Origin of the sequence: Microbacterium sp. BG28 (assembly GCF_034044005.1) — a bacterium.
GTDB lineage: Bacteria > Actinomycetota > Actinomycetes > Actinomycetales > Microbacteriaceae > Microbacterium.
The window spans coordinates 591,531-617,412 of record NZ_JAXCHA010000003.1 but is presented as its reverse complement, the minus strand read 5'-3'; the positions used below and the strand labels follow the sequence as shown (position 1 = coordinate 617,412).

Genomic DNA, 25,882 nt, shown 5'->3' with positions numbered 1-25,882 from the left:
CCGTGCGGTACGAGATCCCCGCTCCCATGCTCGCCAAAGCGGTCAAGGACGTTCCGGATGCGGCCGGCTGGAGCTTCGAGCCCAAGTGGGACGGCTTCCGGGTGCTCGCCGCGTGGGACGGGGACAGCGTGGAGCTGGGATCGCGGGGCGCGAAGCCGCTCACCCGGTACTTCCCCGAACTGGTCGAGGCACTTCCGCGGGTGCTGCCCGAGCCGTGCCTCCTCGACGGCGAGATCGTGATCCCGACCGGACCTGCGGGCGCGCAGCGGCTGGACTGGGAGGCACTGAGCCAGCGCATCCACCCCGCCGCATCCCGCGTCACGAAGTTGGCCGACGAGACGCCCGCCCTGCTCATCGCCTTCGACCTGCTGGCTCGCGGCGACCGTGACCTGCGCGACGTGCCGTTCGCTGCGCGTCGCGCCGAGCTCGAGAGCCTGTTGGCGGGTGTCGAGCCTCCCGTGCACCTGACCCGCACGACCGACGATCCCGCGACCGCGCGGCGCTGGCTCGCGGAGTTCGAGGGCGCGGGTCTGGACGGCGTCGTCGCCAAGCGCCTCGACGACGCCTACCAGCCGAACAAGCGCACGATGCTGAAGATCAAGCACGCCCGCACCGCCGACGTCGTCGCACTCGGCTACCGCGTGCACAAGAGCGGCGTCGGCGTGGGCTCGCTGCTGGTGGGGCTCTACGACCGAGAGGGACGCCTGCGCAACGTGGGCGGCGTGTCGGCGTTCACCGACGCGCGGCGCCGCGAGCTCGTCGACGAGCTGGCGCCGCTGGTGGAGCGCGACGAGACGGGCGAGGCGGTGACGGGCGCGACCGAGCGGTCGCGATTCGCCGCATCCAAGGACGTGTCGTTCGTGCGGCTGCGTCCCGAGCGGGTGCTCGAGGTGCGCTACGACCAGCTCGAGGGGATGCGGTTTCGTCACACCGCGCAGTTCGAGCGCTGGCGTCCCGACCGCGAGGCGTCATCCTGCACCTTCTCACAACTGGAGCAGGTCTCGGCCTACGACCTCGGCGACGTGCTGGACTGACGGGTCACTCCTCCGAACGCGCGCGGCTCGGCTGAACGCGCGGCGGCTCTCCGGGCATCTTCGGGAACTCGGGCGGGAAGGGCAACTCGCCGAGGCCGTCGTCGAGGTCGCGCTGCCACCACTCGAGCAGCGTGTCGATGCGTCCGGGGTTGCGGGCGATGTGCTCCCACGGGTCGCCGATCTCCGCGAGGCGGCGCGGCACGGTGCGCACGGTGAAGGCGTGGGGGTCGACAGTGGGCAGCTCGTCCCAGGTGATGGGCGTGGCCACCGTCGCATCGGGCAGCGCCCGCGGACTGTACGCGCCGGCCATCGTCCGGTCGCGATTGGTCTGGTTGAAGTCCACGAAGATGCGCTGTCCGCGCTCCTCCTTCCACCAGTTCATCGTCACCCGCTCAGGCTCCCGACGGGCGAGCTCCCGGCCCGCGGCGATCGCCGCATGGCGCACGTCGAGGAACTCGTGCGTGGGCTCGATCGGGCAGAAGAGGTGGATGCCGCGGTTGCCGCTCGTCTTGATCCAGGAGTCGAGACCCGCCTCCGCCAGCACCTCGCGCATGAGCGGCGCGACCGCGGCCGCATCCGAGAAATCCGTGCCCGGCTGAGGGTCGAGGTCGATCCGCAGCTCGACCGGGCGATCCGGGTCGGCGGCGAGCGAGGCCCAGGGGTGGAAGACGACCGTGTTCATCTGCACGGCCCACACCAGCGCCGCTGGTTCCGTGAGAACGACCTGCGGATGGCTGCGCCCGCTGTTGTAGGTGACGGTGACCGCGTCGACGTAGTCGGGGGTGCCCTTGGGCGGGTTCTTCGAGAAGAAGGACTCGCCGTCGATGCCGTCGCGGTAGCGCTCGAGCGACACCGGACGGTGCCCGTTCGCGCGCAGGAACGGCTCGGAAACGGCCAGGATGTAGTCGACGAGGTCGCGCTTGGTGATGCCCGCGGCCGGCCATACCTCGCGGGACGGACTCGAGACGGAGATCTCCCGGTCGCCGTCGGGGCCGGGGACGATCACGGTGGTGCGTTCGCTCGCCATGCCCCGACCCTAGGGGCGCGGACGTGCGCCGCGCATCCCCTTGCGCGCGTGGGAGCCTCGCGTCCTCGCGCTGTCTTCCGCGCCCGGCACACCCCCGGGTTCGGGGCGCGATTCGCGCGTTGGGGCGCAGAATTCCCGCCCCGATGCACATTCCGCGCCCCAAACCCGGGGTACGCGCCGAATGCGCCCGTCGGATGCGGACGTCAGGCGCCCAGGGCGAGCACCGGCGCGAGCTGCGCGCGGCTGAGGCGGATCCAGGGGCCGGCGGGGTTCACGATGACGCCGGAGATACCGTCGTCGGAGCGCAGCGCCCGGGCGAGCTGTTCGGGCGTGACCTTCGCCGGCTGGTCTCCGCGTCCGAGAGCGACGAGCTCCAGCGGGTGGGAGAAGAGCTCGAGGATGCGCTCGCCCTCGGTCGTGCGGAGCTCCGCGATGCCGATGCGGTCGCCCTCGCCCCGCCGGGCGGCGACCCAGACCGGTGCGTAGGTGAGCGCGTCGGCGACGTCGCCCGCGGTCTCGTCGGTGCGATCGGCGGCGAGCAGCGTCTTCACGGCCAGATGCGGGTCGAGGTCGGCGAGGGCCTTCTCGATCAGGGGCTTCGGCAGGATGGCGGATCCGGGGCGCGACGCGTGGTCGACGGCGATGCCGCCGAACTCGCCCGCGACGATCTGACGCAGCAGGCTGATCACAGGCTGTGCCAGCGCCGAGGTGGACGCGTCGCCGTCGGCACGCACCGCATCCTGCAGCGCGCGGCCGCTGGAGTACACGAGCATGTACTTCTGCTCCTGATACGTGATCACCGACGTCGGCAGATTGTCACCCTTGGCGAGGAGTTCGCGGGCGTCGCCCTGCACGCGGATGTAGACGTGCCCCTGCAGCAGCTGACGTGCGACGTTCATCAGCTCGACCGGCTGCGCCTTCTCGGGGAGCGCCGCGAGGGCGTCGCGCAACAGGACGTTGTCTCGCAGGCCCGGCACGGTCTCGAGGTCTTTCGACGCCTCGGCAGCGGGCGATGCGAGGTGCGGGGGCCTGGCGGCGGCCATGGCCGAGACGCCCTCCGGCATGGCGGGAGCGGCGTCCGGCGTGCGGTTCTCGCCGAAGGTGCTGACCGAGATCGGCACGTGGGGGACGTTCTCCGTCGGCGCCTCGGGTGCCGCCTCGGCCGCAGCGGACGCGGCCGCATCCCGGTCGGGTTCTTCGGAGGGCTTGGGTCGGCGCGAGAAGAGAGCCATTCGGCCAGCCTAACCGCGCGGCGCGGTATGCGCCGGGGTGTGACTCAGATCTTCTCGATGGGCGCGATCTTGATCAGCAGCTTCTTGGCTCCGGCGCTGTCGAAGCGCACGTGCGCGATGCGCTTGGCCCCCTCGCCCGTGACCGCGTCGATGCGTCCTTCACCGAAGTCCTCGTGTCGGATGCGGTCGCCCGCCGCGAGTTCGAGGTCGCTGTTGTCGCGCACCTTCGCGGGGATCTTGTTCGCGAAGCGCTCGAGCGAGGTCGACTTGGGCAGCAGCGGCGGGTTGTCTTCGCGACGCGACCCCCACCCACCGGGCCGGCGGGCGTTGAGGGCGCGCGACTGCGCACCGCCACGCGAGTTGACGTCGCCGGGCGACTGGCGCCAGTCGATGAGCTCGGCCGGGATCTCCTGCAGGAAGCGGCTCGGCATCGCGACCGTGACCTCGCCGAACTGCGCGCGGGTCATCGCGAGGGTGAGGTGCAGGAGCTTGCGCGCCCGCGTGACGCCCACGTAGAACAGGCGACGCTCCTCGGCGGGGCCGCCCGGCTCGTTGGCCGAGATGCGGTGCGGGATCAGGTCTTCTTCGACACCCGTGAGGAAGACGGCGTCGAACTCGAGACCCTTCGCAGTGTGCAGCGTCATGAGCGAGACGGACCCCGATGCATCGTCGAGGTCGTCCGCGTCGGCGACGAGCGCGACCTCGGTGAGGAAGTCGCTGATGGTCCCTTGCGGGTTGTTGCGGGCGAACTCGCGCGCCACGGCGACGAACTCGTCGAGGTTCTCGAGGCGCGCTTCGTCCTGCGGGTCGCGGCTGGCACGCAGCGCGTCGGAGTAGCCGCTCTTGCTCAGCAGCAGCGAGAGCGCCTCCGCGACCGCGGTGGGCGGTGCATCCTGTCCCTCGGGCAGCAGCAGCGCCGTCGCCTCGGTGAGTACCCGGTCGAGCTGGGCGATCGCGGCCTGGATCTTGGGCCCGACGCCCAGCGCCTCCGGCGAGGCGAGGGCCTCGCGGAACGTGATCTGGTTGTCCTCCGCGAAGCGCGCGATGGCCGTCTCCGTGACGTCGCCGATGCCGCGACGCGGCTTGTTCAGGATGCGGCGCACCGCCATCTCGTCGGCGGGGTTGGCCACGGCGATCAGGTAGGCGAGCGCGTCTTTGATCTCAGCGCGCTCGTAGAACTTCGTGCCGCCCATGATCTTGTAGGGCAGGGCGGAGCGGATGAAGATCTCTTCCAGCGCGCGGGATTGCGAGTTGGTGCGGTAGAAGACGGCGATGTCGGAGTACGCCGTGCCCGCCCGGTGGATCTTCTCGATCTCGTCGGCGACGAACTGGGCCTCGTCGTGCTGCGAGTAGCCGGTGAAGCCGACGATGAGCTCACCCGCGCCCACATCCGTCCAGAGCTTCTTGTCCTGGCGGTCGAAGTTGTTGCGGATGACCGCGTTGGCCGCCGAGAGGATGTTCTGGGTCGAGCGGTAGTTCTGCTCGAGCAGCACGACCTTCGCACCCGGGAAGTCGCGCTCGAACTCGCTGATGTTGCGGATGTCGGCGCCGCGGAAGGCGTAGATCGACTGGTCGGAGTCGCCTACGACGGTGAGGGATGCGGCCTCGACCTCCGGCGCCTTGTCGGGCTCGAAGATCATCATGCCCCCCGCGGAATACGACTCCCCCTCGCCCGAGACCGGGCGGGTGAGTTCGCGGATGAGCGAGTACTGGGCGTGGTTGGTGTCCTGGTACTCGTCGACCAGGATGTGGCGGAACCGACGGCGGTAGGTGTCGGCCACCTGCGGGAATGCGCGGAAGAGGAAGACCGTCTGCGCGATGAGGTCGTCGAAGTCGAACGCGTTCGCCCGGCGGAGCGCGCGCTGATAGTCGCCGAAGACCTCGACGAACACCCGCTCGGCGGGGTCGCTCATGTTCGCCTGGCGCGCGTAGCCCTCCGCATCCTGCAGTTCGTTCTTGAGTTTGGAGATACGGCTCTGGACGGCGGCGGGGGTGAGACCGAACGCATCCGCCTCGTGTTCCTTGACGAGTCGCTTGATGAGCGCCCTCGAGTCGCCGGAGTCGTAGATCGTGAACGAGCTGGTGAACCCGAACTGCTGCGCCTCACGGCGGAGGATGCGGACGCAGGCGGAGTGGAAGGTCGAGATCCACATGCCACGAGCACCGTCGCCCACGAGCTGCTCGACGCGCTCGCGCATCTCGCCGGCCGCCTTGTTCGTGAAGGTGATGGCGAGGATCTGACTCGGCCATGCCTCGCGGGAGCGCAGCAGCGAGGCGATGCGGTGGGTGAGCACGCGGGTCTTGCCGGAACCGGCACCGGCGACGATGAGCAGGGCAGGCCCGCGGTAGATGACGGCCTCCCGCTGCGGGCCGTTGAGGCCGGCGAGGAGGTCGGCGTCGGGACGTGCGGAATCGCCGGCGGGGCGAGCGCCGTCACCGCCGATGATGAGGGGCGTGGAGGCGTCGGTCATGTCCCCTCAAGTCTAGGCGCGACCGCCGACACCCGCCCGGGTCGGCGGTCGCGTACCGCCTCTGCGCAGTGGCGACTCGCATCGCGACGCGACATCGCCGCGAGATCTGCACGGCCGATCGCCGGTGCGCCGCCGCATCCGCCTCACGCAGTCACCGCCGCCCCCCGATCGTGCAGACGTCGCAGCGTGGCCGCGCCGAAGACCGCGCTGCTCGCCCGATCCCGTGACACGGTGACGCGCAGGGTCATCTTGCGACATGCACTGGCGCGGGCCGGAGCCCCGGGTTACCGTCGTGGCATCGCGGCGATCCGGGTGGTCCCGGGCTCCGGTTCATACCCGGAAGCGTTGCGGGTTCGACTCCCGCCGTCGCGTCGACTTGCCGCCGAGCACGGATGGGCCCGCGCGCTCGGCGGAGCCGGCCCATCCGGCTCCCGGGGCGCGCCTTTTCCTCCCTCATTCGTCACTAGCGCACGCCGCAGCCGATCGCTAACGTGAGCACACGCGCCATTCGTTGGGGAACGGGCGCGTGGAGCACGGAGGACACCCGATCCTCCGGCGAATGGGGGAAACATGCACGACGCGCGACCCGTTTACGCACCCGGATGGTACCCGGACTCCACGGCGCCAGGGTTCGAGAGGTGGTACGACGGCACCGCGTGGACGCAATACACAAGGCTGGCGGTATCCGGCGCAGCAACTCCCACGCACATCGATGAGACCGTCGACATCCCAAGAGCGGCCGGTGAACCGGCAGCGGCTCCGCGCCGCTGGTACGCACGAAAGGCCATCGTCATTCCGGTGGCCGTCGCCGCCGGAGTGGTGGTCATCTCATCACTTTCGGTCGCCTTGGGCTCGTCACGCCGATCGGACATCACGCCGGTCGCGTCAAAACCCCTCACCTCCGAGGTCGATGCGGAGAAGCCCACCAAGACATCGGAGCCGCTTGTCACCGTGCCGAACGTGGTCGGGATGTCCGGTGGCGAGGCGACCTCGGCATTGTCAGCCGCCGGGTTCACCGTCGATCTCGGCAGCGGAGACCCCACGATGCCGGTCATCGCGCAGAGTATGGCGGGCGGCAGCCAGGCGGCGGCAGGAACGACTGTCCGGCTCACCGTCGAGGAGAAACCCCCGCTCTCGATCGGACAGCAGAATGCACTGCGCTCGGCGGCGCAGTACCTCGGATTCATGCACTTCAGCCGCGCGGGCCTCCTGAAGCAGCTGACGAGCGAGTACGGCGAGGGTTATCCCGCGGAGGATGCGGAGTTCGCGATCGCGAGCCTCGAGCAGGCCGGCAAGGTCGACTGGAACGCCGAGGCCGCGGAGGCGGCGCAGTCGTACCTGGACATGATGGCCTTCAGCAGAGATGGCCTCTACGACCAGCTCACGAGCGAGTACGGCGAGGGTTTCACACCAGAGCAGGCGAACGCTGGCCTGGCGGCCGTCGGGTACTGACGCCCCGAGTCAGCCCTGCCGCCCCTTGAAGCGGGGGTTCAGCTTGTTGATGACGAACACCTTGCCGCGTCGGCGCACGACCTGGGCGCCGGGCTGGTTCTTCAGGGACCTGAGCGAGGCACGAACTTTCACAGCGACTCCTTATTGATAACGGTTCTCAACAACAGGTTATGCTGGGTGTTCCGCCCGAGCAACTGGAGAGGACCGGCATGGAATCGATCCCTGTCGCCATCACCGGGGTGTGCGCACCCGAACGCCACCTCTTCGCCGAACGCGCCGCCGCGAGTCTCGGCCGGCGTCTGGTCTGGGCCTACGGCGGCCCGCGGCACACGACATCGCACCGTCCGCAGGGATTCTGGGCCGGAGGCAGCGATCAGCTCGCGCTCTTCGACTGCGCCACCGACCTCGATCCGCTGCACTTCAGCGGCGCGTTCGACACACCGCCCGCACTGGTGTGCGTCATCGACGCTCCGCACATGGTCCAGGACCTGCGTGACGGCTCCGCGCTGCGCGCAGACGCCCCGCCGGGCGACGACCGCGGCGATCACGGCGCCCGCGCGCGGCAGGCGGCGGCGTTCATCGAGAGCGCGCACGTCATCGCGTTCGTCAACTGGGAAGGCCTCGAGACGCCGAGACTCGCGATGCTCATGGCGCTCGCCTCGCATCTGAATCCCCTGGCCCGCATCCGCCTCACGCGCGACCCGCACGAGGACGTCCGCGCGGCGCTCGCGACGGACACATCGCTCCCCGTGGGCGAGCGCGCGGGATGGGTGCGGATGCTGAACGATGAGCACGATCCGCATATGACGGATCGTCGCGTCACGACCTTCCGCTACGAACAGCTCCGCCCTTTCCACCCGGAGCGCCTCGTCCGCGCGCTCGACGACGAGATCGACGCACGCCGGTGGGGCCTCGTGCTGCGCTCGGTCGGCTTCTGCCGCCTGGCGACCCGTCAGGGCATGCTCGCGCGCTGGGAGCAGGTCGGCTCCGCCATGTGGCTCGACCCGCTCCCCACGCGCGACGCCTTCAGCTGCATCGGGCAGGAGATCGCCCTCACGGGACTCGATCTGAACGCCGGAGCGGTCGCGCGGGCGCTTGATGACGCAGCTCTGACGGATGCGGAGATGGATGCCGGCCCCGAGGCCTGGGAGCAGTTCGCGGATCCCCTGCCCACGTGGCCCGTGGAGGCGTGATCAGAGCGCGCGCAGGATGTCCTCCACGCGCTGCTTCGCGTCGCCGAACAGCATCTGCGTGTTCTCGCGGAAGAACAGCGGGTTCTCGACGCCCGCGTAGCCGGACGCCATCGACCGCTTGAAGACGACGACCTGGCGTGCCTCCCAGGCCCGGATCACCGGCATCCCCGCGATGGGGCTCGAGGGGTCCTCGGCCGCCGACGGGTTCACGGTGTCGTTGGCGCCGATCACGAGGACGACCGAGGTCTGCGCCAGGTCGTCGTTGATCTCGTCCATCTCCAGCACGATGTCGTACGGCACCTTCGCCTCCGCGAGCAGCACGTTCATGTGCCCCGGCAGGCGTCCGGCGACCGGATGGATGCCGAAGCGCACCTCGACCCCCTTCGCCCGCAGCCGCTCGACGAGCTCGGCGACGGGATACTGCGCCTGCGCGACGGCCATGCCGTAGCCCGGCACGATCACGACACTGTCGGCGTCGGCGAGCATCTCCGCCACCGACTCCGCATCCGTCTCCCGGTGCTCGCCGGCCTCGGCCGCCTGCCCGGATGCGGCCGGCGCCCCGAAGCCGCCCGCGATGACGGCGAGCAGTGAGCGGTTCATCGCTTTGCACATGAGGAACGAGAGGTAGGCGCCGGAGGATCCCACGAGTGCGCCCGTGATGATCAGCAGGTCGTTGTCGAGGAGGAACCCCGCGGCGGCCGCGGCCCAGCCGGAGTAGCTGTTGAGCATCGAAACGACCACGGGCATGTCGCCGCCGCCGATGGAGGCGACGAGGTGCCAGCCGAGCGCCAGGGCGATGGCGGTCACCGCGATCAGCAGGCCGAGCGTCGGGGTGACGACGTACCAGATGGTGAGGGCGGCGAACACGATCAGCGCGCCGAGGTTGAGCGCGTTGCGCCCCGGCAGCGTGAGCGGCTTCGACGGCATCCGACCGGACAGTTTGAGGTACGCGACGAGCGAACCGGTGAAGGTGACCCCGCCGATGAACACCCCGACGAAGACCTCGCCGTGGTGGATGTCGCGCAGCGCGCCGGTGAGCCCACCGTCGTGCAGGTGACCGTTCCAGCCCACCAGCACGGCCGCGAGACCCACGAAGCTGTGCAGCAGGGCGATGAGCTCGGGCATGCCGGTCATCTCGACCGACCGAGCGCGCCAGAGCCCGATCGCCGCTCCCACCGCGACCGCTCCGACCAACAGCGGAAGCCCGAGGGCGGCGGCACCTGACGAGAACGCGCCCGTAACGGTGAGGGCGACCGTCGCCACCAGGGCGATCGCCATGCCGGCCATGCCTGACGCGGCGCCGGCGCGCGCGGTCTCGTGACGGCTCAGCCCCGCCAGGCTGAGGATGAACAGGAGCGCCGCGACGAGGTAGGCGGCGCCGGCGACAGCGGTAGCGGTCATCGGTTCGTCCCCTTCGAGAACATCGCGAGCATGCGACGGGTGACAGCGAAGCCGCCGAAGACGTTGATGCTGGCCAGCAGCACGGCGGCCGCGGCGAGCACCTGAATGACCGGCTCGGGGACCGTGAGCTGGGTGAGCGCGCCGACGACGATGATCCCCGAGATGGCGTTGGTCACGCTCATGAGCGGGGTGTGCAGGGCGTGATGCACCTTGCCGATCACGTAATAGCCCACGACGATCGACAGCGCGAGCACGGTCATGTGCTGCGGCAGAGGGGCGGGAGCGAAGGTCACGACGGCGAACAGCGCGAGCGCGGCCAGCACGAGCAGCAGGAGCTTGCGCCCGCGCCGCGGCGGCGGTTCGGCGACGGATGCGGCGGGCGCCGGAGGCGCGGAGGGTGCCGCGGAGACGGCGACGGGCGGCGGCGGCCAGAGCACGTCGCCTCCTGCGGCGACCGTCACGGAACGCTGCACGACGTCGTCGAGATCCAGGACGAGCACGCCGTCCTTGCCCGGCGTGAGCAGGCGCAGCAGGTTGAGCACGTTCGTGCCGTACAGCTGTGACGACTGCGCGGGCAGACGCCCGGCCAGGTCGGTGTAGCCGAGGATCACGACGCCGTTCTCTGTGACGACACGCTGGTCTGCGACCGAGCCCTCGACGTTGCCACCGTGGCCCGCCGCCATGTCGACGATCACGCTGCCGGGCCGCATCCGTGCGACATCCTCGGCCGTGATGAGCCGCGGCGCGGCGCGCCCCGGGATGAGCGCGGTCGTGATGACGATGTCGACCTCGGCCGCCTGCGCGCTGTACAGCTGGGCGGCGGCACGGTCGTACTCCTCGCTCGTCGCGCGCGCATAGCCGTCGCTCGAGACGGTCTGGGCGGTCACCGTCACCGGGAGGTACTCGCCACCGATGGAACGCACCTGATCGGCGACCTCGGGGCGCGGGTCGGTCGCGCGCACGATCGCGCCGAGGCTGGATGCGGTGCCGATGGCCGCGAGGCCCGCGACCCCCGCGCCGGCGACCAGCACCTTGGCCGGCGGCACCTTGCCCGCGGCGGTCACCTGACCGGTGAAGAAACGACCGAACTCGTTCGCCGCCTCGACCACGGCTCGGTAGCCGGAGATGTTGGCCATGGAGCTGAGCACGTCCATCGACTGGGCGCGCGAGATGCGGGGGATCGCATCCATCGCGAGCGCCGTCACCCCCTGCGCCGCCAGCCGGTCGACCAGGTCGGGGTTCAGTGCGGGGGCGAGCTGGCTGATGAGCACCGCGCCCGAGCGCAGCCGCGCGATCTCGTCATCTCGCGGCGCGTCGACGCCGAGCACGATGTCCGCGCCCCAGGCGGCGACCCTGTCCACGATCGCCGCTCCGGCGTCGCGGTAGGACGTGTCGGGGAACGCCGCGCCAATCCCGGCCCCCTCTTCGACGACGACCTCGTAGCCGAGCGCGGTCAGCTTGCCGACGGTCTGCGGCGTCGCGGCGACACGGTTCTCACCGTCGCCCTCCGAGACGATGCCGATGCGGGTCATAGGGCGACTCCTCGTGCGGGGCGGGGCGGTGGGGGCGCGGCGTGCCGCTGCTCTCATCCGAGCACGCCGACCCCCATCCGCACCAGCAGGACGACCGTGCGAAATCCGTCGCGGTCAGTGCGCGCGGACCGCTCGCGACCGGAACAGCGCCACGAGGACGACCATCACGACGAGCTCGACGAGGGTCTGCGTCACGACGACGAGCGGCGCGAGCGAGAAGGAAGCGGGCAGTGCCAGCGCGAGCGGAAGGACCACCAGGGAGTTGCGGGTCACCGCGCTGAACGTCGTCGCGATCCGTTCGGGACGCCGCATCCGAGCGATCTTCGCCACGAGCAGCCCCAGGACGGCGGCGATGGCGGCGTACGCGGCGAACAGGGGAACGAGGGAGGCGAGATCGGCGAGACGCTCCCCCACCGCGTGCACCTGCGAGCCCACGACGACGGCGAGCACGAGCATCATCAGCGGCACCATCGCCCCGAGCACACCGGTTTCGAGAACGCGGACGGGGCGGAGGCTCCGCGCGAGCAGCTGGGTGGCTGCGGCGAGCGCGAGCGGCAGGACGATGAGCAGCACGAAGGCCTCGACGAACGGGCCGGGCTCGATCCCGGCGACGAGCTCGGGACCCGCCATGACCCAGAGATAGCCCGGCAGCAGCACGAGCTGGGCGAGCATGAGCAGCGGCGTCGCCGCGAGCAGGCGTGCCCGCGCCCCGCCTGCCAGGTGGGTGAACACGATCACGTAGTCCACGCACGGGGTCAGCAGCACGAGCAGCACGCCCGCGAGCAGGGCCGCATCGTGCGCGACGACGCGCGAGAGCGCGAAGACGACGCTCGGCACGAGCACGAAGTTCAGAACGAGGACCGCGGCGAGAAAACGTCCGTCGCGCAACGCCTGCCCGATGCGGGCGAAGGGCACCGCGAGGAACGTGGCGTACAGGAGGACTCCCAGCGCGGGGGTGATGGCCGCTTCGAGCACCGGCGCGCTCGCGGGCGCCGTCAGACCGACGACGGCGCCGAGTGCGATGGCCGCAAGATAGAGGACGATCTGGCGGCGCTCCGCCCACGCCCGGACCGTCGCCATACCTCTAGCCTGCCGCACGCCGACGGTCGCCCCGGTCACCGATCCACCGGGGCGACCGTGCCGAGACTCAGCTCACGCGGCGACGGGGGCGCGCCAGAACCGCTCCCGCACCCAGCAGGGTGAGCAGCATCCCGGCGGCGAGCGCGCCGTACGGCATCTCGGTTCCGGTGACGGCGAGCGCATCACCGGGGAGAGGCGTGACGCCGACGCTCGGCGAGCCGCCACCCGTTCCCGGCAGACTCGGCTGCGTGCCCGGGCCGCCCGGCTCGGTCGGTTCGGAACCGCCCGGGAGCGAACCCATGCGCAGCGCCTCGGCCGCGAATCCGTCGGCGAACCAGTACGCCGGACGCGCGCCGCCCACGGTGAGGGATGCCGGAGCGGTCGCGAAGCCCTCGTTGTTCAGGTCGGGCATGCCCGCAGGGCGAGCCACGTGCGCCACCTGCGGCGACGCGGTCCCGTTGAGCGTGATCTGCGCGGCGGTGCCGCCGCATCCGTTGTCGCAGACGGCCCACAGCGCGCCGAGCACGGTGTCGTAGTCGAGCGCCATGACGCCGGGCAGGCCGGGGTCGATCGTCGCCACGAGGCGGGCCTCGCCGCCGGCCAGCAGCGCGAGCGCGTGCACGAGCCCGGTGTCCTCGACCGCCACGAAGAAGAGCCCGTCGCCGTGGCCCGGGTAGAGAGCGGGGTCATAGGCGGCACCTGTCGTGTTGACCAGCGCACCCACGAGATCCTCGTCCGACACCCACTCCACGGCCTCGAGCCCGACGTTCGCGGCCACGGCGGCCAGGCCCGGCACCACGTCGTTCAGCTCCCACTGCGCGGTGGCGACCACGTCGGGACCGGGAGATGCGGGATCGACCTGGAGGATCGTGTTGCGGTTCACGCCCTTGGCGGCGTTGTCGCGCTCGGACGCGAGGAAGACCCGCCCCGACCCGTCCACGGTGATGCCCTCGGCATCTGGTCCTGCCTTCTCGGGCGAGCCTGCGTCCGCGATGAATCGCGCCCGCTTGCCGCGGTCCCAGCCGGGCGCGAACGACGTGGTGCCGTCGGCCGCGATCGCGAGCTTCCAGAACGTGCCGGTGCCGTTGTCGACGGCCCAGAGGTACGCGCCGTCCGGAGTGTCCTGCACATCCAAGCCGGAGCTGTCCTCGAGGAAGGTCGGTTCGGGATCCAGCACGCGCACCTCGGCGGAGCCAGGCCACACTCCGACAGGCTGCGCACCCGGGCAGAGGTTCGCCGCGCCCTTCGTGGCCTCGGATGTGGTCGCGAACACGCCCGTCGCATCGGGGCAGCGTCCCCAGGTCGTCGAAGCGTGCCCCGCTCCCCAGCTCGTCTCGTCGATGAGCGCTGCGCCGTCGAACAGGCGCACCCGGTCGCCGCCTCCCAGACCGAAGCCGAGCTGATCGCGGTCGATCACGAGATACCCGCCCGCGGCGATCGTGCTCCCTCCGGGCAGAGCGTAGGCGTGCGCGTCATCGTCGTCCTTCACGACGATCCCGCTCACGTCGAGCGACGCGCCCGTCGGGTTGACGAGCTCGATCCAGTCGTCGGGTGCGCCGCCGTCCGACTCGACCTCGTTGATACGCACGGGGTTGCCGCACGCGTTGGGCAGGCCCTTCGTGGAGGTCGCGACGTCGGTGAAGTCCCCGGTGGCCTCCGGGCAGCGGGCGAGCACACCGTCCGCGTGCGCGGCGTACACGTGCTCGTCGACCGTGAGCCCGGCCGCGTCCCGCAGCGTCACCGTGTCGCCGTCGCCGAGTCCGAAGACGAAGTCACGGCCGCCGTCGAAGACGAACCGTGCGCCCGCGGCGAGCACCGTCCCCGCCGGCAGCGGTGTCGCCTCACCGGCGTGGCCGACGGGGTCGTTGTCCATGACGCTCCAGCCCGAGATATCGACCGGCGACAGCGCGTGGTTGATGACCTCGACCCAGTCGGTCGCGTCACCGTTCGACTCGATCTCGTTGATGGCCACATCCGGCATGACGCAGGAGTTGGCCGCACCTCGGGTCGGGTGTGCGAGCACGAAGTCGGCGTCGCCTCCGGCGCAGCGGGCCAGGGTCGCATCCGCCTCCGAGCCGTTCAGCGCCGCGTGGCCCTGCCACGCCCCCGTGCGGTCGATGAGTGAGCCGGCGGGGTCGAACAGGCGGATCTCGTCGGTGCTGCCAATCCCGATCGCTGTGCCGAAGGCCGCGGTGACGCCGCCCACCACACCGACGGTGTCCGCATCCACCACGACGAACTGTCCGGCCGCGATCATCGTTCCGGGCGCGAAACGCCAGCTGTGATCGTCGGAGTTGTCACGCAGCTCATACCCCGAGATATCGAGGGCCGCCTCCCCGGGGTTGACGAGCTCCACCCAGTCGGCGGGTGAAGAGTCCACCTCGCTCAGGCGCACAGAGCCGGGAGTCACCGGGACCACGACGTCGTTGGCGGCGCCCTTCGTCGGCTGCGCCGTGACGCCCCACCCCGACGAGAGGACACCGTAGGTGGTGGGCGCGTGGCTCGTCCATGCGCGTTCGTCGACGAGAGCGCCCGTCGCGTCGAACAGACGCACGGCGTCGTCCTTTCCGAGTCCGAAGTCGAACTGGCCGGCACCTCCCTTGAGCTCGTCGATGACGAGGAAGCCGCCGGGCGCGAGGGTCGTCCCCGCCGGGATCACCCAGACGTTCTCGTCCTTGTTGTCCTTCACGCTCCAGCCGTCGAGCTGGACGGCCGTCGAGCCGGCGTTGAAGAACTCGATCCAGTCGCCCGGCGTTCCGCCGTCGGACTCGACCTCGTTGATGCGGATGCCGGCGTCAGCCGCGAGGGCGGCGGACGGCGCGGCGATCAGAGCGGTCGCGGCAAGCGCGCAGACCGCGGCGACGGCGAGGGGCGGGGACAGGCGGGACATGGCTCTCCTGGGGCAGGGTGCGGGTCACCCCAGGTCATCGAGACCGGATGGCGCCAGGGCGCACGGTCGGCGACGGGCCGGTGAACGCAGGGTGTCCACTTGCCCCTCACCCGCGCCGCTCAGGCGACGCGCGTGCCAGGGGGCAGCGACCGCGCCGGCGTCCGTGTGCGGCGATAACCGCCCCAGAACAGCAGGCCCGCGACCACCAGCTGGACACCCAGGCCGACGAACCAGCTGGGAGCGAGCCCCGCCGTCTGCTCCTCGGTGCTCGGGTAGGACTCCTGCGGGTTCTCGCAGCCGTCGTTGCGCACCTCCGTCTCCGGCGGGATCTGCGCCATCCGGACGCCCGAGGCGATCTGCCCGAACAGGTCCTGCGGATAGCCGTTGCGGTCGTAGACCGTCGGTGTCGCATCGGCGATCACGACGAACGGGTTGGCGGCGAGAACCCACCACACCCTGTCGAAGCGCGGCACTTCTGTCGTGTACGTCTCCCACGGGCTGCACGAGACGGCCCCGCCGCTCATGTCGTACTCCATGCCCCATCGGGACGAGGTCGTCACCTCGGTGCGCGTGGAGATGCCGCCCAGGCCGAACACGATGAGTGTCCCGACGACGAAGGCGGCCATGACCAGGTAGGTCGACGCCACGGAGAACAGGGGACGCGCCAGCAGCGCGCTGAGTCCCACGCCGATCGCGGCGAAGATGCCGATCTCGAGGATCAGCACCAGCAGTGACACCGCGAGGGATGCGGGCGCGACACCGCCGGCGACCGTCGCGGCGATCAGGAAGGGGACGGCGACGGCGAGGAACGCGAGGCCGGTGATCCAGGCGGCGAGGAGCTTACCGAACACGATCTCGGCCGTGGTCGCCCGGGTCACCTGGACGGCCGCGAGGGTCGCCGATTCCCGGTCGCCGTTGACGGCGTTTCCCGCGACCGTCGGAGCCACCAGCAGCACCAGGAGCATGACCATGTAGACGATGACCGAGTAGATCGCCCCTCCGGGCCCCTCGGTGCCCGACCACATCCCGAAGGCCAGGAAGGACAGGACGGTCACGCCCAGCAGGATGACGGCGAAGACGCCCAGCAGCACGTACCAGGCCACCGAACGGACGCGCTGGGTCAGCTCCAGGACGGTGATGGTCCACAGTCTCGACGCGTTCATGCGCCCTCCTCCTCGGATGCGGGGCGAGCACTCGCCGGATCGGAGAGATCCATGAAGGCCTGCTCGAGGCGGCCGACGGCCGGGGCGAACTCGGTCACGGCGATGCCGGCATCCAGAATCGCCCGCAGCCCCTGGGCGGCGTCCGCCTCGCCGGCGAAGCCGACGACGAAGGCATCCCGGTCCCGGCCGATGTCCTGCGGGCGGCGGCCGAGTGCCGCGGCGAATGCGACGGGCGTCGGCGGCTCACCCCAGACGCGGAGGCGCCACGGACGCACCGCTGCCGACGCGCTCGGCGCGGCGACGGAGGTGCCGTCGCGGAGGAAGACGGCGTCGTCGACCAGTTCCTCGAGTTCGGCGAGCACATGGCTGGAGACGAGGACGGTGCGCCCCGCAGCGGCGAAACCGCGCAGCAGTCGGCGCAGGTCGATGCGCGCCTGCGGATCGAGTCCGGATGCCGGCTCGTCCAGGAGGAGCACCTGCGGGTCGTGCACCAGGGCTCGGGCGAGACCGAGGCGCTGCTTCTGTCCGCGAGAGAGGACCCGGGCCGGTGCGCCCGCAAGCGGCCCCAGACCGACATGGTCGAGGAGGGCGTCGGCGCGCGCGCCCGCATCCGCCTTGGTCATCCCGTAGAGCCGCCCCGTCATGACGAGCGTCTCCCGGGCCGTCAGCGCGCCCCACGCGCCGAGGGCGTCCGGCATCCAGCCGAGGATGCTCCGCGCCGCTGCGGGATCCTCGACGGGATCGACACCGTGGATGCTGATCGTGCCCGAGTCGGGACGCAACAGCGATGCGAGCATGAGCAGCAGCGTGGTCTTGCCCGCCCCGTTCGGCCCCACGAGTCCGGTCACGCGCCCCGGCTCGGCGACGAACGTGGCGCCCCTCACCGCCTGCACGGAGCCGAAGGAACGGGTGACGTCGCTCGCGACGATGCCGGTCGAGGTCATGCTCCGACACTAGGGGGCGGTCGGAGCCGCCCGCAGGGGAAACTCTCGATCACCGGAAGAACGCGACGCCGAGGTCGGCGTGATCGACGAAGATCCCGTCGAGACCTGCCTGGCGCAGCAGGTCCCACTCGCCCTCATAGTCGCCGAAACGCGCCGGTTCGCTGCCGACGCGGAACTGCCGCGACAGGAAGCGGTTCTCCGGACGGGCCGTCCAGGTGAACACCCGAAGACCGCGTTGCTGCGCCTCGGCCACCACTGGAGCGGGTCGGGTGATGCGTCCCAGGGCGTTGGGTACGAGGATCAGCTTCTTGTCGAGGCTGATGCCGTCGAACCTGCCGACGAGGGCGTCGAGTCCTCGCGGCGAGACGATGTCTCGGTAGGTCGGGGCGTCCGAGCCGAGGGCGACGAGCAGGTCGACGGGTGAACCCTCAGCCTCGATGAGATGGATGTAGGTGCCCGGCACGCCTCGTTCGCGCAGCGTCGTGAGCACGGTCGGCTCGAAGGACTCGAAGGTCAGGGGCGCACCCGCATCCAGCCACCCGGCCTGCTGCAGGTCGTGTTCCAGAAGCGGCACGAGATCGAGCCCGATGGCCTGGAAGTAGGCGGCGTGCTTGATCTCGAGCACGAGACCGATCGGGCGGGACGCGGCGCCGATGATCTCGAGCAGATCGACCAGTCGCAGGACCGGTTCCGTGTCGTCGTGCGCCGCGCTCTGCGTTCGGATGCGGGGCAGTCGCTCACGGCAGCGCAGGGTGGACAGCTCGTCCCACGTGAAGTCCTCGGTGAACCAGCCGGTCATCGAGTGCCCGGCGAACTGTTTCGTGCGCTTCAGATGGGCGAACTCGGCGCGGTCGGCGACGTCCGTGGTGTCGGAGATCTCGTTCTCGTGCCGGATCACCAGCACGCCGTCCCTTGTGGCGACCACATCCGGCTCCAGCGCATCGACCCCCTGCGCGATGGCGAGTTCGTAGGACGAACGGGTGTGCTCGGGTAGATAGCCGGGTGCACCGCGGTGGCCGATCACGAGAGGAGACATCGCGCCCAGGCTAACCGCATCCGCTCGACTCCCATGTCGACAGCGACGTGCTCGTACCCGGCTCAAAGTTCACTCACAGCGATACCCTCCCCACCCGCGGAAACACTGGGATATCGTGGGTGCTGCGGCACCGTGCCGCCACCTGACACTGGAGTGTGACCCTGCCGATGGCTTCGTCCAACCCCGCGTTCAACAACCCTGCATTCCAGGACCCGCGTGCCGTCAAGAGCTACCCCGGTGGCTCCAACGCGGCGGGGATCGGTCTGACCCCGCCCCCCGCGTCGACGGTGACGCCCGGTCAGCAGGCCGGCCTTGAGGGTGCGTTCGCGGCCCCGCCGGCAGGCGCCGCCGACACCGGCCGCATGACGGTCGAGGACACCGTCCACAAGACCGCGGCACTGTTCGCCGTGCTCCTGATCGGTGCCGTGGCCGGCTGGTTCGTGACTCTCGGCGGCACGCTGCTGCCGCGTGAGGCCACGACCCTCGTCGTCGCGCCGATGATCATCGGCGCCCTCGTCGGCTTCGTGCTCTCTCTCGTGGTGATCTTCGGCTCGCGCAAGAAGGTGCGCCCCGCGCTCATCTTCGCGTACGCCGCGTTCGAGGGGATCTTCGTCGGCGCGATCTCGGCGTTCTTCGAGGTGCAGTGGCCCGGCATCGTCATCCAGGCCACCCTCGCGACCGTCGCCGTCGTCGGTGTCACGCTGGCCCTCTTCGCGAGCGGCAAGATCCGCGCCTCCAAGCGCGCCACGAAGATCTTCCTCATCGCTATGGTCGGCTACCTCGTGTTCAGCCTGCTGAACGTCGTGCTGATGCTCTTCGGCGTCTTCCCCGCCGGGCAGATGTTCGGCCTGCGCAGCCAGCTCATCTTCGGCGTTCCGCTCGGACTGATCCTCGGCGTGTTCGTCGTGATCCTCGCCGCCTACTCGCTGGTGCTCGACTTCGACTCGATCCAGCAGGGCGTGCGCAACGGCGCTCCCCGCCAGTTCGCCTGGATGGGCGGCTTCGGCATCATGGTGACGGTCGTCTGGCTGTACCTGGAGATCCTGCGCATGATCGCGATCCTGCGCGGCAACAACTAGCGCTTCCGCGCATCGAAGGGCCGTCCCTCTGGGCGGCCCTTCGTCATGGCGGGCGGGCTCCCCCGCCGTCCGGAGACCTTCGGGTGATGGCCCGTTCCCCTGTCACAGATCGCCTCTCCCGCATCGATCTATGACAGGCGAGCGGGAGGCGCGACCGGCCCACGTCGCCACACACACCACTGGCCTGCGGCCTCGCCCCCGGACGGCTCAGTGCGGCGCGAGGATGCGGCGGACGACCGCGACGAGGTCGTCGCGGACGCGGGAGGGCGCGAAGTCGGCGGCGCGCGCGAGGGCGATCCGCGCCGCACGCTCGCGCGCGGCCGGGTTCTGCAGCAGCTCGATGACCGCGTCCGCGAACGCGTCCTCGTCGCCGTCCGGCACGAGAATGCCGCCGCCGGTGCCGAGCTGGTCGCGCGGACCGTACCGCACGTCGTACGACACCACCGCAACACCGCGGCTCATGGCCTCGAGTGCCGCCAGTCCCTGCCCCTCGAACGCCGTCGTCTGCACCATGAGCGCCGCGCCGTCGAACAGCGCCGCACCTCGGTCACTGCGTCCCGCGAGCGTCACGGATGCGGCCAGCCCGCCCTCATCGATCAGGCGCTGCAGATCATCGCGCAGCGCCCCGTCTCCCCAGATCTCGAGCCGCGCATCCGGGACGGCGGCCACCACGCGGCGCCATGCCCGGATGGCGTGATCGATGCGCTTGCCCGGCGCAAGACGCCCGAGCATGACGACGCGGCGCGGATCGGCCGGCGCCGGCTCGTCCACGGCAGGAGGCGCCGCGTTCGGCAGCACGGTCGCCCCCGGATGCGCGCCGAAGCGCTCTTCGGCGTCGGCGCGCTGTTGCGCGGTGGGCCACAGCACCGCGTCGAAGCGATCCGCGACGGCGAACCACCGGCGCCAGAGGTCGTTGACCGGCGCATCCGGGCCGTACGGCGATGAGAGGTGCGTGGTGTGAATCGTGTGCACGATACTCACGCCCTGCGGCGGATCCGCCGCGAGCAGTTCGCCGAGCTGGCGCGACTCGCAGAACAGGACGATCGGACGCGTGAGCCCGGCGACCACATGGGTGAGCCACGCGCGGTAGAGCCCCCCGAATCCGGCCAGAATCAGGTCGCCATCGGGTGCATGCACGACGACCGCCGCCTGCGTCAGGTGCCAGTCGGGGTCTCCGGAGATCACCGGCAGCGCGAGCAGACGCCGACCCGCCGCATCCGGGATCTCTCGGTACGCGACGCCGGGGGTGGGCGCGCCCGGCGTCGCGGCGGCGATCAGCCAACCGGGATCGGCCGCGGCGTCGTCGAAGAGGTTGCGGAAGGCATCGACGGATGCGGCGGCGCCGGCGGCGACGAACGCCTCGCGGTGGGCAGCGTGGTCGGTCGGTGCCCCGGGGTCGACGCTGAGCAGGTGAACCCGGGCTCCCGCGTCGGCGAGGAGCCGCGCCCGCTGGAGCGTCGCGACCGTGTAGCCGCCGTCCAGCCCGGGGATCAGCCGCGATGTGAGCACGAGCGCGGTCACGCCCTCGAGCGTCTCCGGCTCCCGGTCGGACATGCCCCCGCCGCTCACGAGGCGATCAACTCTCGCCGCACGCCGAACCGGAGAGCGAGCGCCCCGAGCTCACTCCCACTCGATGGTCCCCGGGGGCTTGGAGGTGACGTCGAGAACGACGCGGTTCACGTCGCGCACCTCGTTCGTGATCCGGTTCGAGATCTTCGACAGGACGTCGTACGGCAGCCGCGTCCAGTCCGCCGTCATGGCGTCCTCGCTGGAGACGGGGCGCAGCACGATCGGATGTCCGTAGGTGCGTCCGTCGCCCTGGACGCCGACCGAGCGCACGTCCGCGAGCAGCACGACCGGGCACTGCCAGATCTCGCCGTCGAGGCCCGCCTTGGTCAGCTCCGCACGCGCGATGGCGTCGGCGTCCCGCAGAATCTCGAGACGGTCAGCGGTGACCTCACCCACGATGCGGATGCCGAGGCCGGGGCCCGGAAAGGGCTGGCGCGCAACGATCGCCTCGGGAAGTCCGAGGTCGCGGCCGATCTGGCGCACCTCGTCCTTGAAGAGGGTGCGCAGCGGTTCGATGAGCTCGAACTGCAGATCTTCCGGCAGACCGCCCACGTTGTGGTGGCTCTTGATGTTGGCCGTGCCCGCGCCGCCGCCCGACTCCACGACGTCGGGGTAGAGCGTGCCCTGTACGAGGAAGCGGATCGGCTCACCGTCGGCGGCCGCCTCGGCGACGAGGTCGTGCTCAGCCGCCTCGAAGGCACGGATGAACTCGCGCCCGATGATCTTGCGCTTCTGCTCGGGGTCGCTCACGCCCTCGAGCGCGGAGAGGAACTGCTCGCGCGCGTCGATGGTGATCAGGCGCACGCCCGTCGAGGCGACGTAGTCGTTCTCGACCTGCTCCCGCTCACCCTTTCGCAGCAGTCCGTGGTCGACGAAGATCGCCGTGAGCTTGTCGCCCACGGCCTTGTGCACGAGCGCCGTCGAGACGGCGGAGTCGACACCACCGGACAGCGCCGAGATGACCCGACCCTCGCCGACCTGCGCCCGGATCTTCTCGACCTGCTCGGCGATGACGTTGCCGCTGTTCCAGTCGGCACCGAGGCCGGCGGCCTTGTGAAGGAAGTTCTCGAGCACGGTCTGGCCGTAGTCGGAGTGCTTGACCTCGGGGTGCCATTGCACGCCGTAGAAGCGACGCGCGTCGTTCGCGAAGGCGGCGACCGGTGTCGCCGCGGTGCGCGCGAGCACGTCGAAGCCCTCGGGCGCACGGGAGACCTGGTCGCCGTGGCTCATCCACACGTTCTGCTCGGCCGGGGTGCCGTCGAGCAGCGTTCCCTCGGTGACGATCGTCGCGTCGGTCGCGCCGTACTCGCGCAGCCCCGTGTTCGCGACCTCGCCTCCCAGCGCCTGCGCCATGACCTGGAAGCCGTAGCAGATGCCGAGCGTGGGCACGCCGAGGTCGAAGACCTCCGTGTCCAGCGCGGGCGCACCCTCCTCGTACACCGACGACGGCCCGCCGGAGAGGATGATGCCGACAGGGTTCTTCGCCGCGATGTCGGCGGCGGATGCGGTGTGCGGCACGATCTCGCTGTAGACGCCGGCCTCGCGCACGCGGCGGGCGATCAACTGCGCGTACTGGGCGCCGAAATCGACGACCAGGACGGGACGCTGGGAGGTATCGGTCTGCTCGGTCAACGGCTGCTCTCTGTCGCGGCGGCGGATGCGGGAGGGGCCTCGGCGGCTTCACGGACCGCGAGGTAGCGCTTGACGTCACGGGCGACGATCGCCTCCATGACGAAGGAGAGGAAGGGCACGACACCGCCCGCGGCGAGCAGCAGCAGACGCCACAGCGGCCACCGCATGAGGCTCCACACGCGGAAGCAGGCGATGAGGTAGACGACGTAGAACCAGCCGTGCACGATGAGGATGCCGAGCGACAGGTTGACGCCGTCGCCGGTGGAGATCAGGTCGCCCTCGGGGCCCGGCACGACCGGCGCGAACCACAGGAATCCGCCCGATCCGCCCAGGAACAGCTCGACTGCGAGCGACGGCGTGTACTTCAGGATCATCTCGGTGACCAGCAGAAGCAGGCCGACGCCGGTGATCACGGAGCAGATCTGATAGAACCGCAGCGCCTTGCGGATCGCCGGGAAGGTGGCGAGTTTCGGGGCGGGCATGGATCCAGTCTAGTCGGGCCACAGCGGGCTCGCCCGAGCCTCAGAAGCTCAGGCGTCGACGCCCTGGGCGTCCGCGAGCTCCTCGAGCTCCTTCTCCCAGGCATCCTTCGCGAGGCGGTACCAGAGGTAGAACGCGAAGCCGGCGAAGATCACCCATTCGGCGGCGTAGAAGATGTTGAGCCAGTTCACGGAGGAGCCCGCATCCGGCGCCGGCGAATCGATGTCGGCGAGGCCGCCCATCGGATCGTCCGCCACGACGAACTGACGGTAGACGTCGGTGTCGCCGATGTCCTGCCAGCGGCTCAGCAATGCGGCGGGCGACATCCGCGTGATCTCCCACGGATCGCTCTTGGGCGGCGGCACGGGGCCCTCGTCGGCGACGATCCGCCCCGTGAGCGTGATGACCTGGTTCGGGTCGGTGCTCTTCGCCAGCGCCTCGGCGACCGCATCCGCGTCGTCCCGCGATGCGGTCCAGCCCACGGCGACGGCCAGCGACGCATCCGGATCGACGGCGCGCAGGTGCGCGGTGACCCAGTAGCCCTCGACGCCGCCGTTGTAGCGCGAGGCGACGACGATGAAGTCGCTCGGCACGAGCGTGCCGCTCACCTCGACGCGCTGGCCGATGAGCGGATCGGTCAGGTACTCCCCGGGAACCGCGACGTCCGCGATCGGCATCACCTGCTCGGTCGCGCCCTCCTCCCGCGGCGCCGTGTCGATCGCTCGCGCGAGCTGCCATTGGCCGAGCCACGCGAACACCGCTGCGACGGCCAGGCACAGCAAGAGCATCGCGATCCACCGCCCGCGCAGCATGACCTCGCGCAGGGTCGGCGGGAAGACCTCGGGAAGGTCGTCGGATGTGGGGGAGCTCACGATGGGACGGCCGACCTCAGCGCGCGTAGGGGGCGACGACGACCTCGACCCGCTGGAACTCCTTGAGGTCGGAGTATCCCGTGGTGGCCATCGACTTGCGCAGCGCCCCGATGAGGTTCGCGGTGCCGTCGGCGACCGGCGCCGGCCCGTACAGCACCTCTTCGAGCGAAGCGACCTGGTCGACCTTGACGCGATTGCCGCGCGGCAGCTTGGGGTGGTGCGCCTCCGGGCCCCAGTGGAAGCCCTGGCCCGGCGCATCGGTCGCCCGGGCGAGAGCGACGCCGAGCATGACGGCGTCGGCGCCCATGGCGAGCGCCTTGACGATGTCTCCCGACGTGCCCACGCCGCCGTCGGCGATCACGTGGACGTACCGACCGCCGGACTCGTCCAGGTAGTCGCGGCGCGCGCCGGCCACGTCGGAAACCGCGGTGGCCATCGGAGCGTGGAGGCCGAGCGTGGCACGCGTGGTCGATGCCGCTCCCCCGCCGAAGCCGACCAGCACACCCGCCGCCCCCGTGCGCATGAGGTGCAGCGCTGCGGTGTACGTGGCCGCACCGCCGACGATGACGGGGACATCGAGATCGTAGATGAACTTCTTGAGGTTCAACGGCTGGTCGACGGAGGACACGTGCTCGGCCGAGACGGTCGTGCCGCGGATGACGAAGAGGTCGACGCCTGCGGCGACGACGGTCTCGTACAGGTCTTGCGTGCGCTGCGGCGTCAGCGAGCCCGCCACCGTCACGCCCGCGGCGCGGATCTCCGCGAGACGGTCGCGCACGAGCTCGGGCTTGATCGGCTCGGCGTACAGCTCCTGCATCCGCCTGGTCGCGTCGACGGAGGAGAGCGTCGCGATCTCGGCCAGGAGGGGCTCCGGGTCGTCGTAGCGCGTCCACAGGCCCTCGAGATCGAGCACGCCCAGCCCGCCCAGCTGGCCGAGCATGATCGCGGTGCGGGGGCTCACCACGGAGTCCATGGGAGCACCGAGCACGGGGATGTCGAACGAGAAGGCGTCGATCGTCCAGGAGGTCGAGACATCCTCCGGGTTGCGCGTACGACGCGAGGGAACCACGGCGATGTCGTCGAAGGTGTATGCGCGCCGGGCCCGCTTGGCGCGTCCGATCTCGATGTCCATGCTCACCCCACCAGCCTAGCCGCCACGGCGGACGTCACCACGGCTCGTCCACGCGCGGGGCGAGAGCGAGCACGGTCGCCTTCTCCGTCGGGAAGCAGGCGCCGAACAGGTCGGCGATCCGGGGGTCGACCTCGGCCGCATCCGCGAGCCGGAGTCCGATCATCGTGTTCAGCATCATCCCCTGCGCGAGAAACGCCTGCGCGCGCTCCGCAGGGAACCCGAGGTCGCGCAGGTACGCCCATACGCGGGCGAACCCATCACGCGCCCGCGGGCCGATGACCGGGTGGGAGCCGAGGAGGAACGCGTGCGAAAGGGTCTGATGCAGGCCCCGCACGCTGAGCAGACCGATGTACTCGTGCCCCATGCGGGCTTCGATCTCATCGTCCAGGCCGGGGCCGGCCGCCCGCTCGAAGGCCTCGAACAGCAGCCGGAGCGTCTCGTCCAGCGCGGCGAGGAACAGCTGTTCCTTGGTGCCGAACAGGCGCACGACGTAGGGCTGCGAGACGTCGGCCGCGCGCGCGATGTCATCCGTCGTCGTGCCGACATACCCCTTGGCGCCGAACACGGCGATCGCCGCCGTCAGGATCAGCGCCCGGCGCTCATCCGAACTCAGGCGCTTCTTCGACGTCATCGTTCCGGAGGCCATATTGACATGTTATCAGT

The 25,882-nt window shown here is 70.5% G+C and carries 21 protein-coding genes, 1 tRNA gene and 1 pseudogene; 6 read left to right on the top strand and 17 right to left on the bottom strand.

From position 1 onward, the window contains the following. Positions 1-26: 26 nt before the first annotated feature. Complete coding sequence (locus tag SK224_RS14000; protein ID WP_320435645.1) at positions 27-1,034, top strand: ATP-dependent DNA ligase; 1,008 nt, start codon at positions 27-29, stop codon at positions 1,032-1,034. 4 nt (positions 1,035-1,038) lie between these two features. Here SK224_RS14000 and ligD read toward each other — a convergent pair whose 3' ends face one another. The 3 genes from ligD to SK224_RS13985 form a co-directional block, all read right to left on the bottom strand. Then, complete coding sequence (gene ligD / locus SK224_RS13995) at positions 1,039-2,061, bottom strand: non-homologous end-joining DNA ligase (RefSeq protein ID WP_320435274.1); 1,023 nt, start codon at positions 2,059-2,061, stop codon at positions 1,039-1,041. 203 nt (positions 2,062-2,264) lie between these two features. Next, entirely contained in the window at positions 2,265-3,293 is a 1,029-nt protein-coding gene (locus tag SK224_RS13990) for an SseB family protein (RefSeq protein WP_320435273.1), read from the bottom strand. 44 nt (positions 3,294-3,337) lie between these two features. After that, positions 3,338-5,764, bottom strand: a complete 2,427-nt coding sequence (locus SK224_RS13985) for an ATP-dependent helicase (RefSeq protein WP_320435272.1) — start codon at positions 5,762-5,764, stop codon at positions 3,338-3,340. A gap of 299 nt (positions 5,765-6,063) precedes the next feature. Between SK224_RS13985 and SK224_RS13980 the strand changes: the two genes are divergently transcribed. The 3 genes and pseudogenes from SK224_RS13980 (at position 6,064) to SK224_RS13975 (ending at position 7,216) form a co-directional block, all read left to right on the top strand. After that, positions 6,064-6,136, top strand: a tRNA-Met gene (locus SK224_RS13980). A gap of 198 nt (positions 6,137-6,334) precedes the next feature. After that, positions 6,335-6,445, top strand: a pseudogene (locus SK224_RS16790) (DUF2510 domain-containing protein); the annotation flags it as partial. 117 nt (positions 6,446-6,562) lie between these two features. Continuing rightward, positions 6,563-7,216, top strand: coding sequence for an Ltp family lipoprotein (locus SK224_RS13975; RefSeq protein ID WP_320435271.1), 654 nt, complete (start codon positions 6,563-6,565; stop codon positions 7,214-7,216). Positions 7,217-7,225: 9 nt separating this feature from the next. Here SK224_RS13975 and ykgO read toward each other — a convergent pair whose 3' ends face one another. Beyond that, positions 7,226-7,348, bottom strand: coding sequence for a type B 50S ribosomal protein L36 (gene ykgO, locus SK224_RS13970; RefSeq protein ID WP_320435270.1), 123 nt, complete (start codon positions 7,346-7,348; stop codon positions 7,226-7,228). Between the two features lie 77 nt (positions 7,349-7,425). Here ykgO and SK224_RS13965 point away from each other — a divergent pair, with 77 nt between their 5' ends. Beyond that, positions 7,426-8,409 (top strand): GTP-binding protein, encoded by a 984-nt coding sequence (locus SK224_RS13965; protein WP_320435269.1) that lies wholly within the window; start codon positions 7,426-7,428, stop codon positions 8,407-8,409. Here the strand turns inward: SK224_RS13965 and pntB are convergent, their stop codons facing one another. The 7 genes from pntB to SK224_RS13930 all read right to left on the bottom strand — a co-directional run bounded on the left by pntB (position 8,410) and on the right by SK224_RS13930 (position 18,455). Further along, a complete protein-coding gene (gene pntB / locus SK224_RS13960; protein ID WP_320435268.1) occupies positions 8,410-9,810 on the bottom strand; it encodes a Re/Si-specific NAD(P)(+) transhydrogenase subunit beta in 1,401 nt (466 codons plus the stop codon). Next, positions 9,807-11,342, bottom strand: a complete 1,536-nt coding sequence (locus tag SK224_RS13955; protein ID WP_320435267.1) for a Re/Si-specific NAD(P)(+) transhydrogenase subunit alpha — start codon at positions 11,340-11,342, stop codon at positions 9,807-9,809. The genes pntB and SK224_RS13955 overlap by 4 nt, the downstream gene beginning before the upstream one ends. Positions 11,343-11,456: 114 nt before the next feature. Next, complete coding sequence (locus SK224_RS13950; RefSeq protein WP_320435266.1) at positions 11,457-12,422, bottom strand: arsenic resistance protein; 966 nt, start codon at positions 12,420-12,422, stop codon at positions 11,457-11,459. A gap of 67 nt (positions 12,423-12,489) precedes the next feature. Then, on the bottom strand, positions 12,490-15,312 hold the full coding sequence (locus tag SK224_RS13945; RefSeq protein ID WP_320435265.1) for a lamin tail domain-containing protein: 2,823 nt from the start codon (positions 15,310-15,312) through the stop codon (positions 12,490-12,492). 119 nt (positions 15,313-15,431) lie between these two features. Beyond that, complete coding sequence (locus SK224_RS13940; RefSeq protein WP_320435264.1) at positions 15,432-16,475, bottom strand: ABC transporter permease; 1,044 nt, start codon at positions 16,473-16,475, stop codon at positions 15,432-15,434. After that, positions 16,472-17,419 (bottom strand): ABC transporter ATP-binding protein, encoded by a 948-nt coding sequence (locus tag SK224_RS13935; RefSeq protein ID WP_320435263.1) that lies wholly within the window; start codon positions 17,417-17,419, stop codon positions 16,472-16,474. Before SK224_RS13935 ends, SK224_RS13940 begins: the two co-directional genes overlap by 4 nt. 49 nt (positions 17,420-17,468) lie before the next feature. Further along, positions 17,469-18,455, bottom strand: a complete 987-nt coding sequence (locus SK224_RS13930) for a glycerophosphodiester phosphodiesterase family protein (RefSeq protein WP_320435262.1) — start codon at positions 18,453-18,455, stop codon at positions 17,469-17,471. Positions 18,456-18,622: 167 nt separating this feature from the next. Between SK224_RS13930 and SK224_RS13925 the strand changes: the two genes are divergently transcribed. Further along, a complete protein-coding gene (locus SK224_RS13925; RefSeq protein ID WP_137416242.1) occupies positions 18,623-19,534 on the top strand; it encodes a Bax inhibitor-1/YccA family membrane protein in 912 nt (303 codons plus the stop codon). A gap of 207 nt (positions 19,535-19,741) precedes the next feature. On the opposite strand, the gene SK224_RS13920 is transcribed toward SK224_RS13925, so the two are convergent. From SK224_RS13920 to SK224_RS13895, 6 genes are all read right to left on the bottom strand, one after another. Then, the gene (locus tag SK224_RS13920) at positions 19,742-21,088 is read right to left on the bottom strand and encodes a glycosyltransferase (protein WP_320435261.1); all 1,347 of its coding nucleotides are present in this window, start codon (positions 21,086-21,088) and stop codon (positions 19,742-19,744) included. 66 nt (positions 21,089-21,154) lie between these two features. Beyond that, complete coding sequence (guaA, locus tag SK224_RS13915; protein WP_320435260.1) at positions 21,155-22,735, bottom strand: glutamine-hydrolyzing GMP synthase; 1,581 nt, start codon at positions 22,733-22,735, stop codon at positions 21,155-21,157. Further along, a complete protein-coding gene (locus SK224_RS13910) occupies positions 22,732-23,217 on the bottom strand; it encodes a DUF3817 domain-containing protein (RefSeq protein ID WP_320435259.1) in 486 nt (161 codons plus the stop codon). Before SK224_RS13910 ends, guaA begins: the two co-directional genes overlap by 4 nt. Positions 23,218-23,265: 48 nt before the next feature. Beyond that, positions 23,266-24,090 carry an SURF1 family protein gene (locus SK224_RS13905; protein WP_320435644.1) on the bottom strand — a complete coding sequence of 275 codons (825 nt, stop codon included), beginning with the start codon at positions 24,088-24,090 and terminating at the stop codon, positions 23,266-23,268. A 13-nt stretch (positions 24,091-24,103) separates the two neighbouring features. Next, positions 24,104-25,219, bottom strand: coding sequence for a GuaB3 family IMP dehydrogenase-related protein (locus SK224_RS13900; protein WP_320435643.1), 1,116 nt, complete (start codon positions 25,217-25,219; stop codon positions 24,104-24,106). Between the two features lie 34 nt (positions 25,220-25,253). Next, positions 25,254-25,865, bottom strand: coding sequence for a TetR/AcrR family transcriptional regulator (locus SK224_RS13895; RefSeq protein ID WP_320435258.1), 612 nt, complete (start codon positions 25,863-25,865; stop codon positions 25,254-25,256). Positions 25,866-25,882 lie beyond the last annotated feature (17 nt).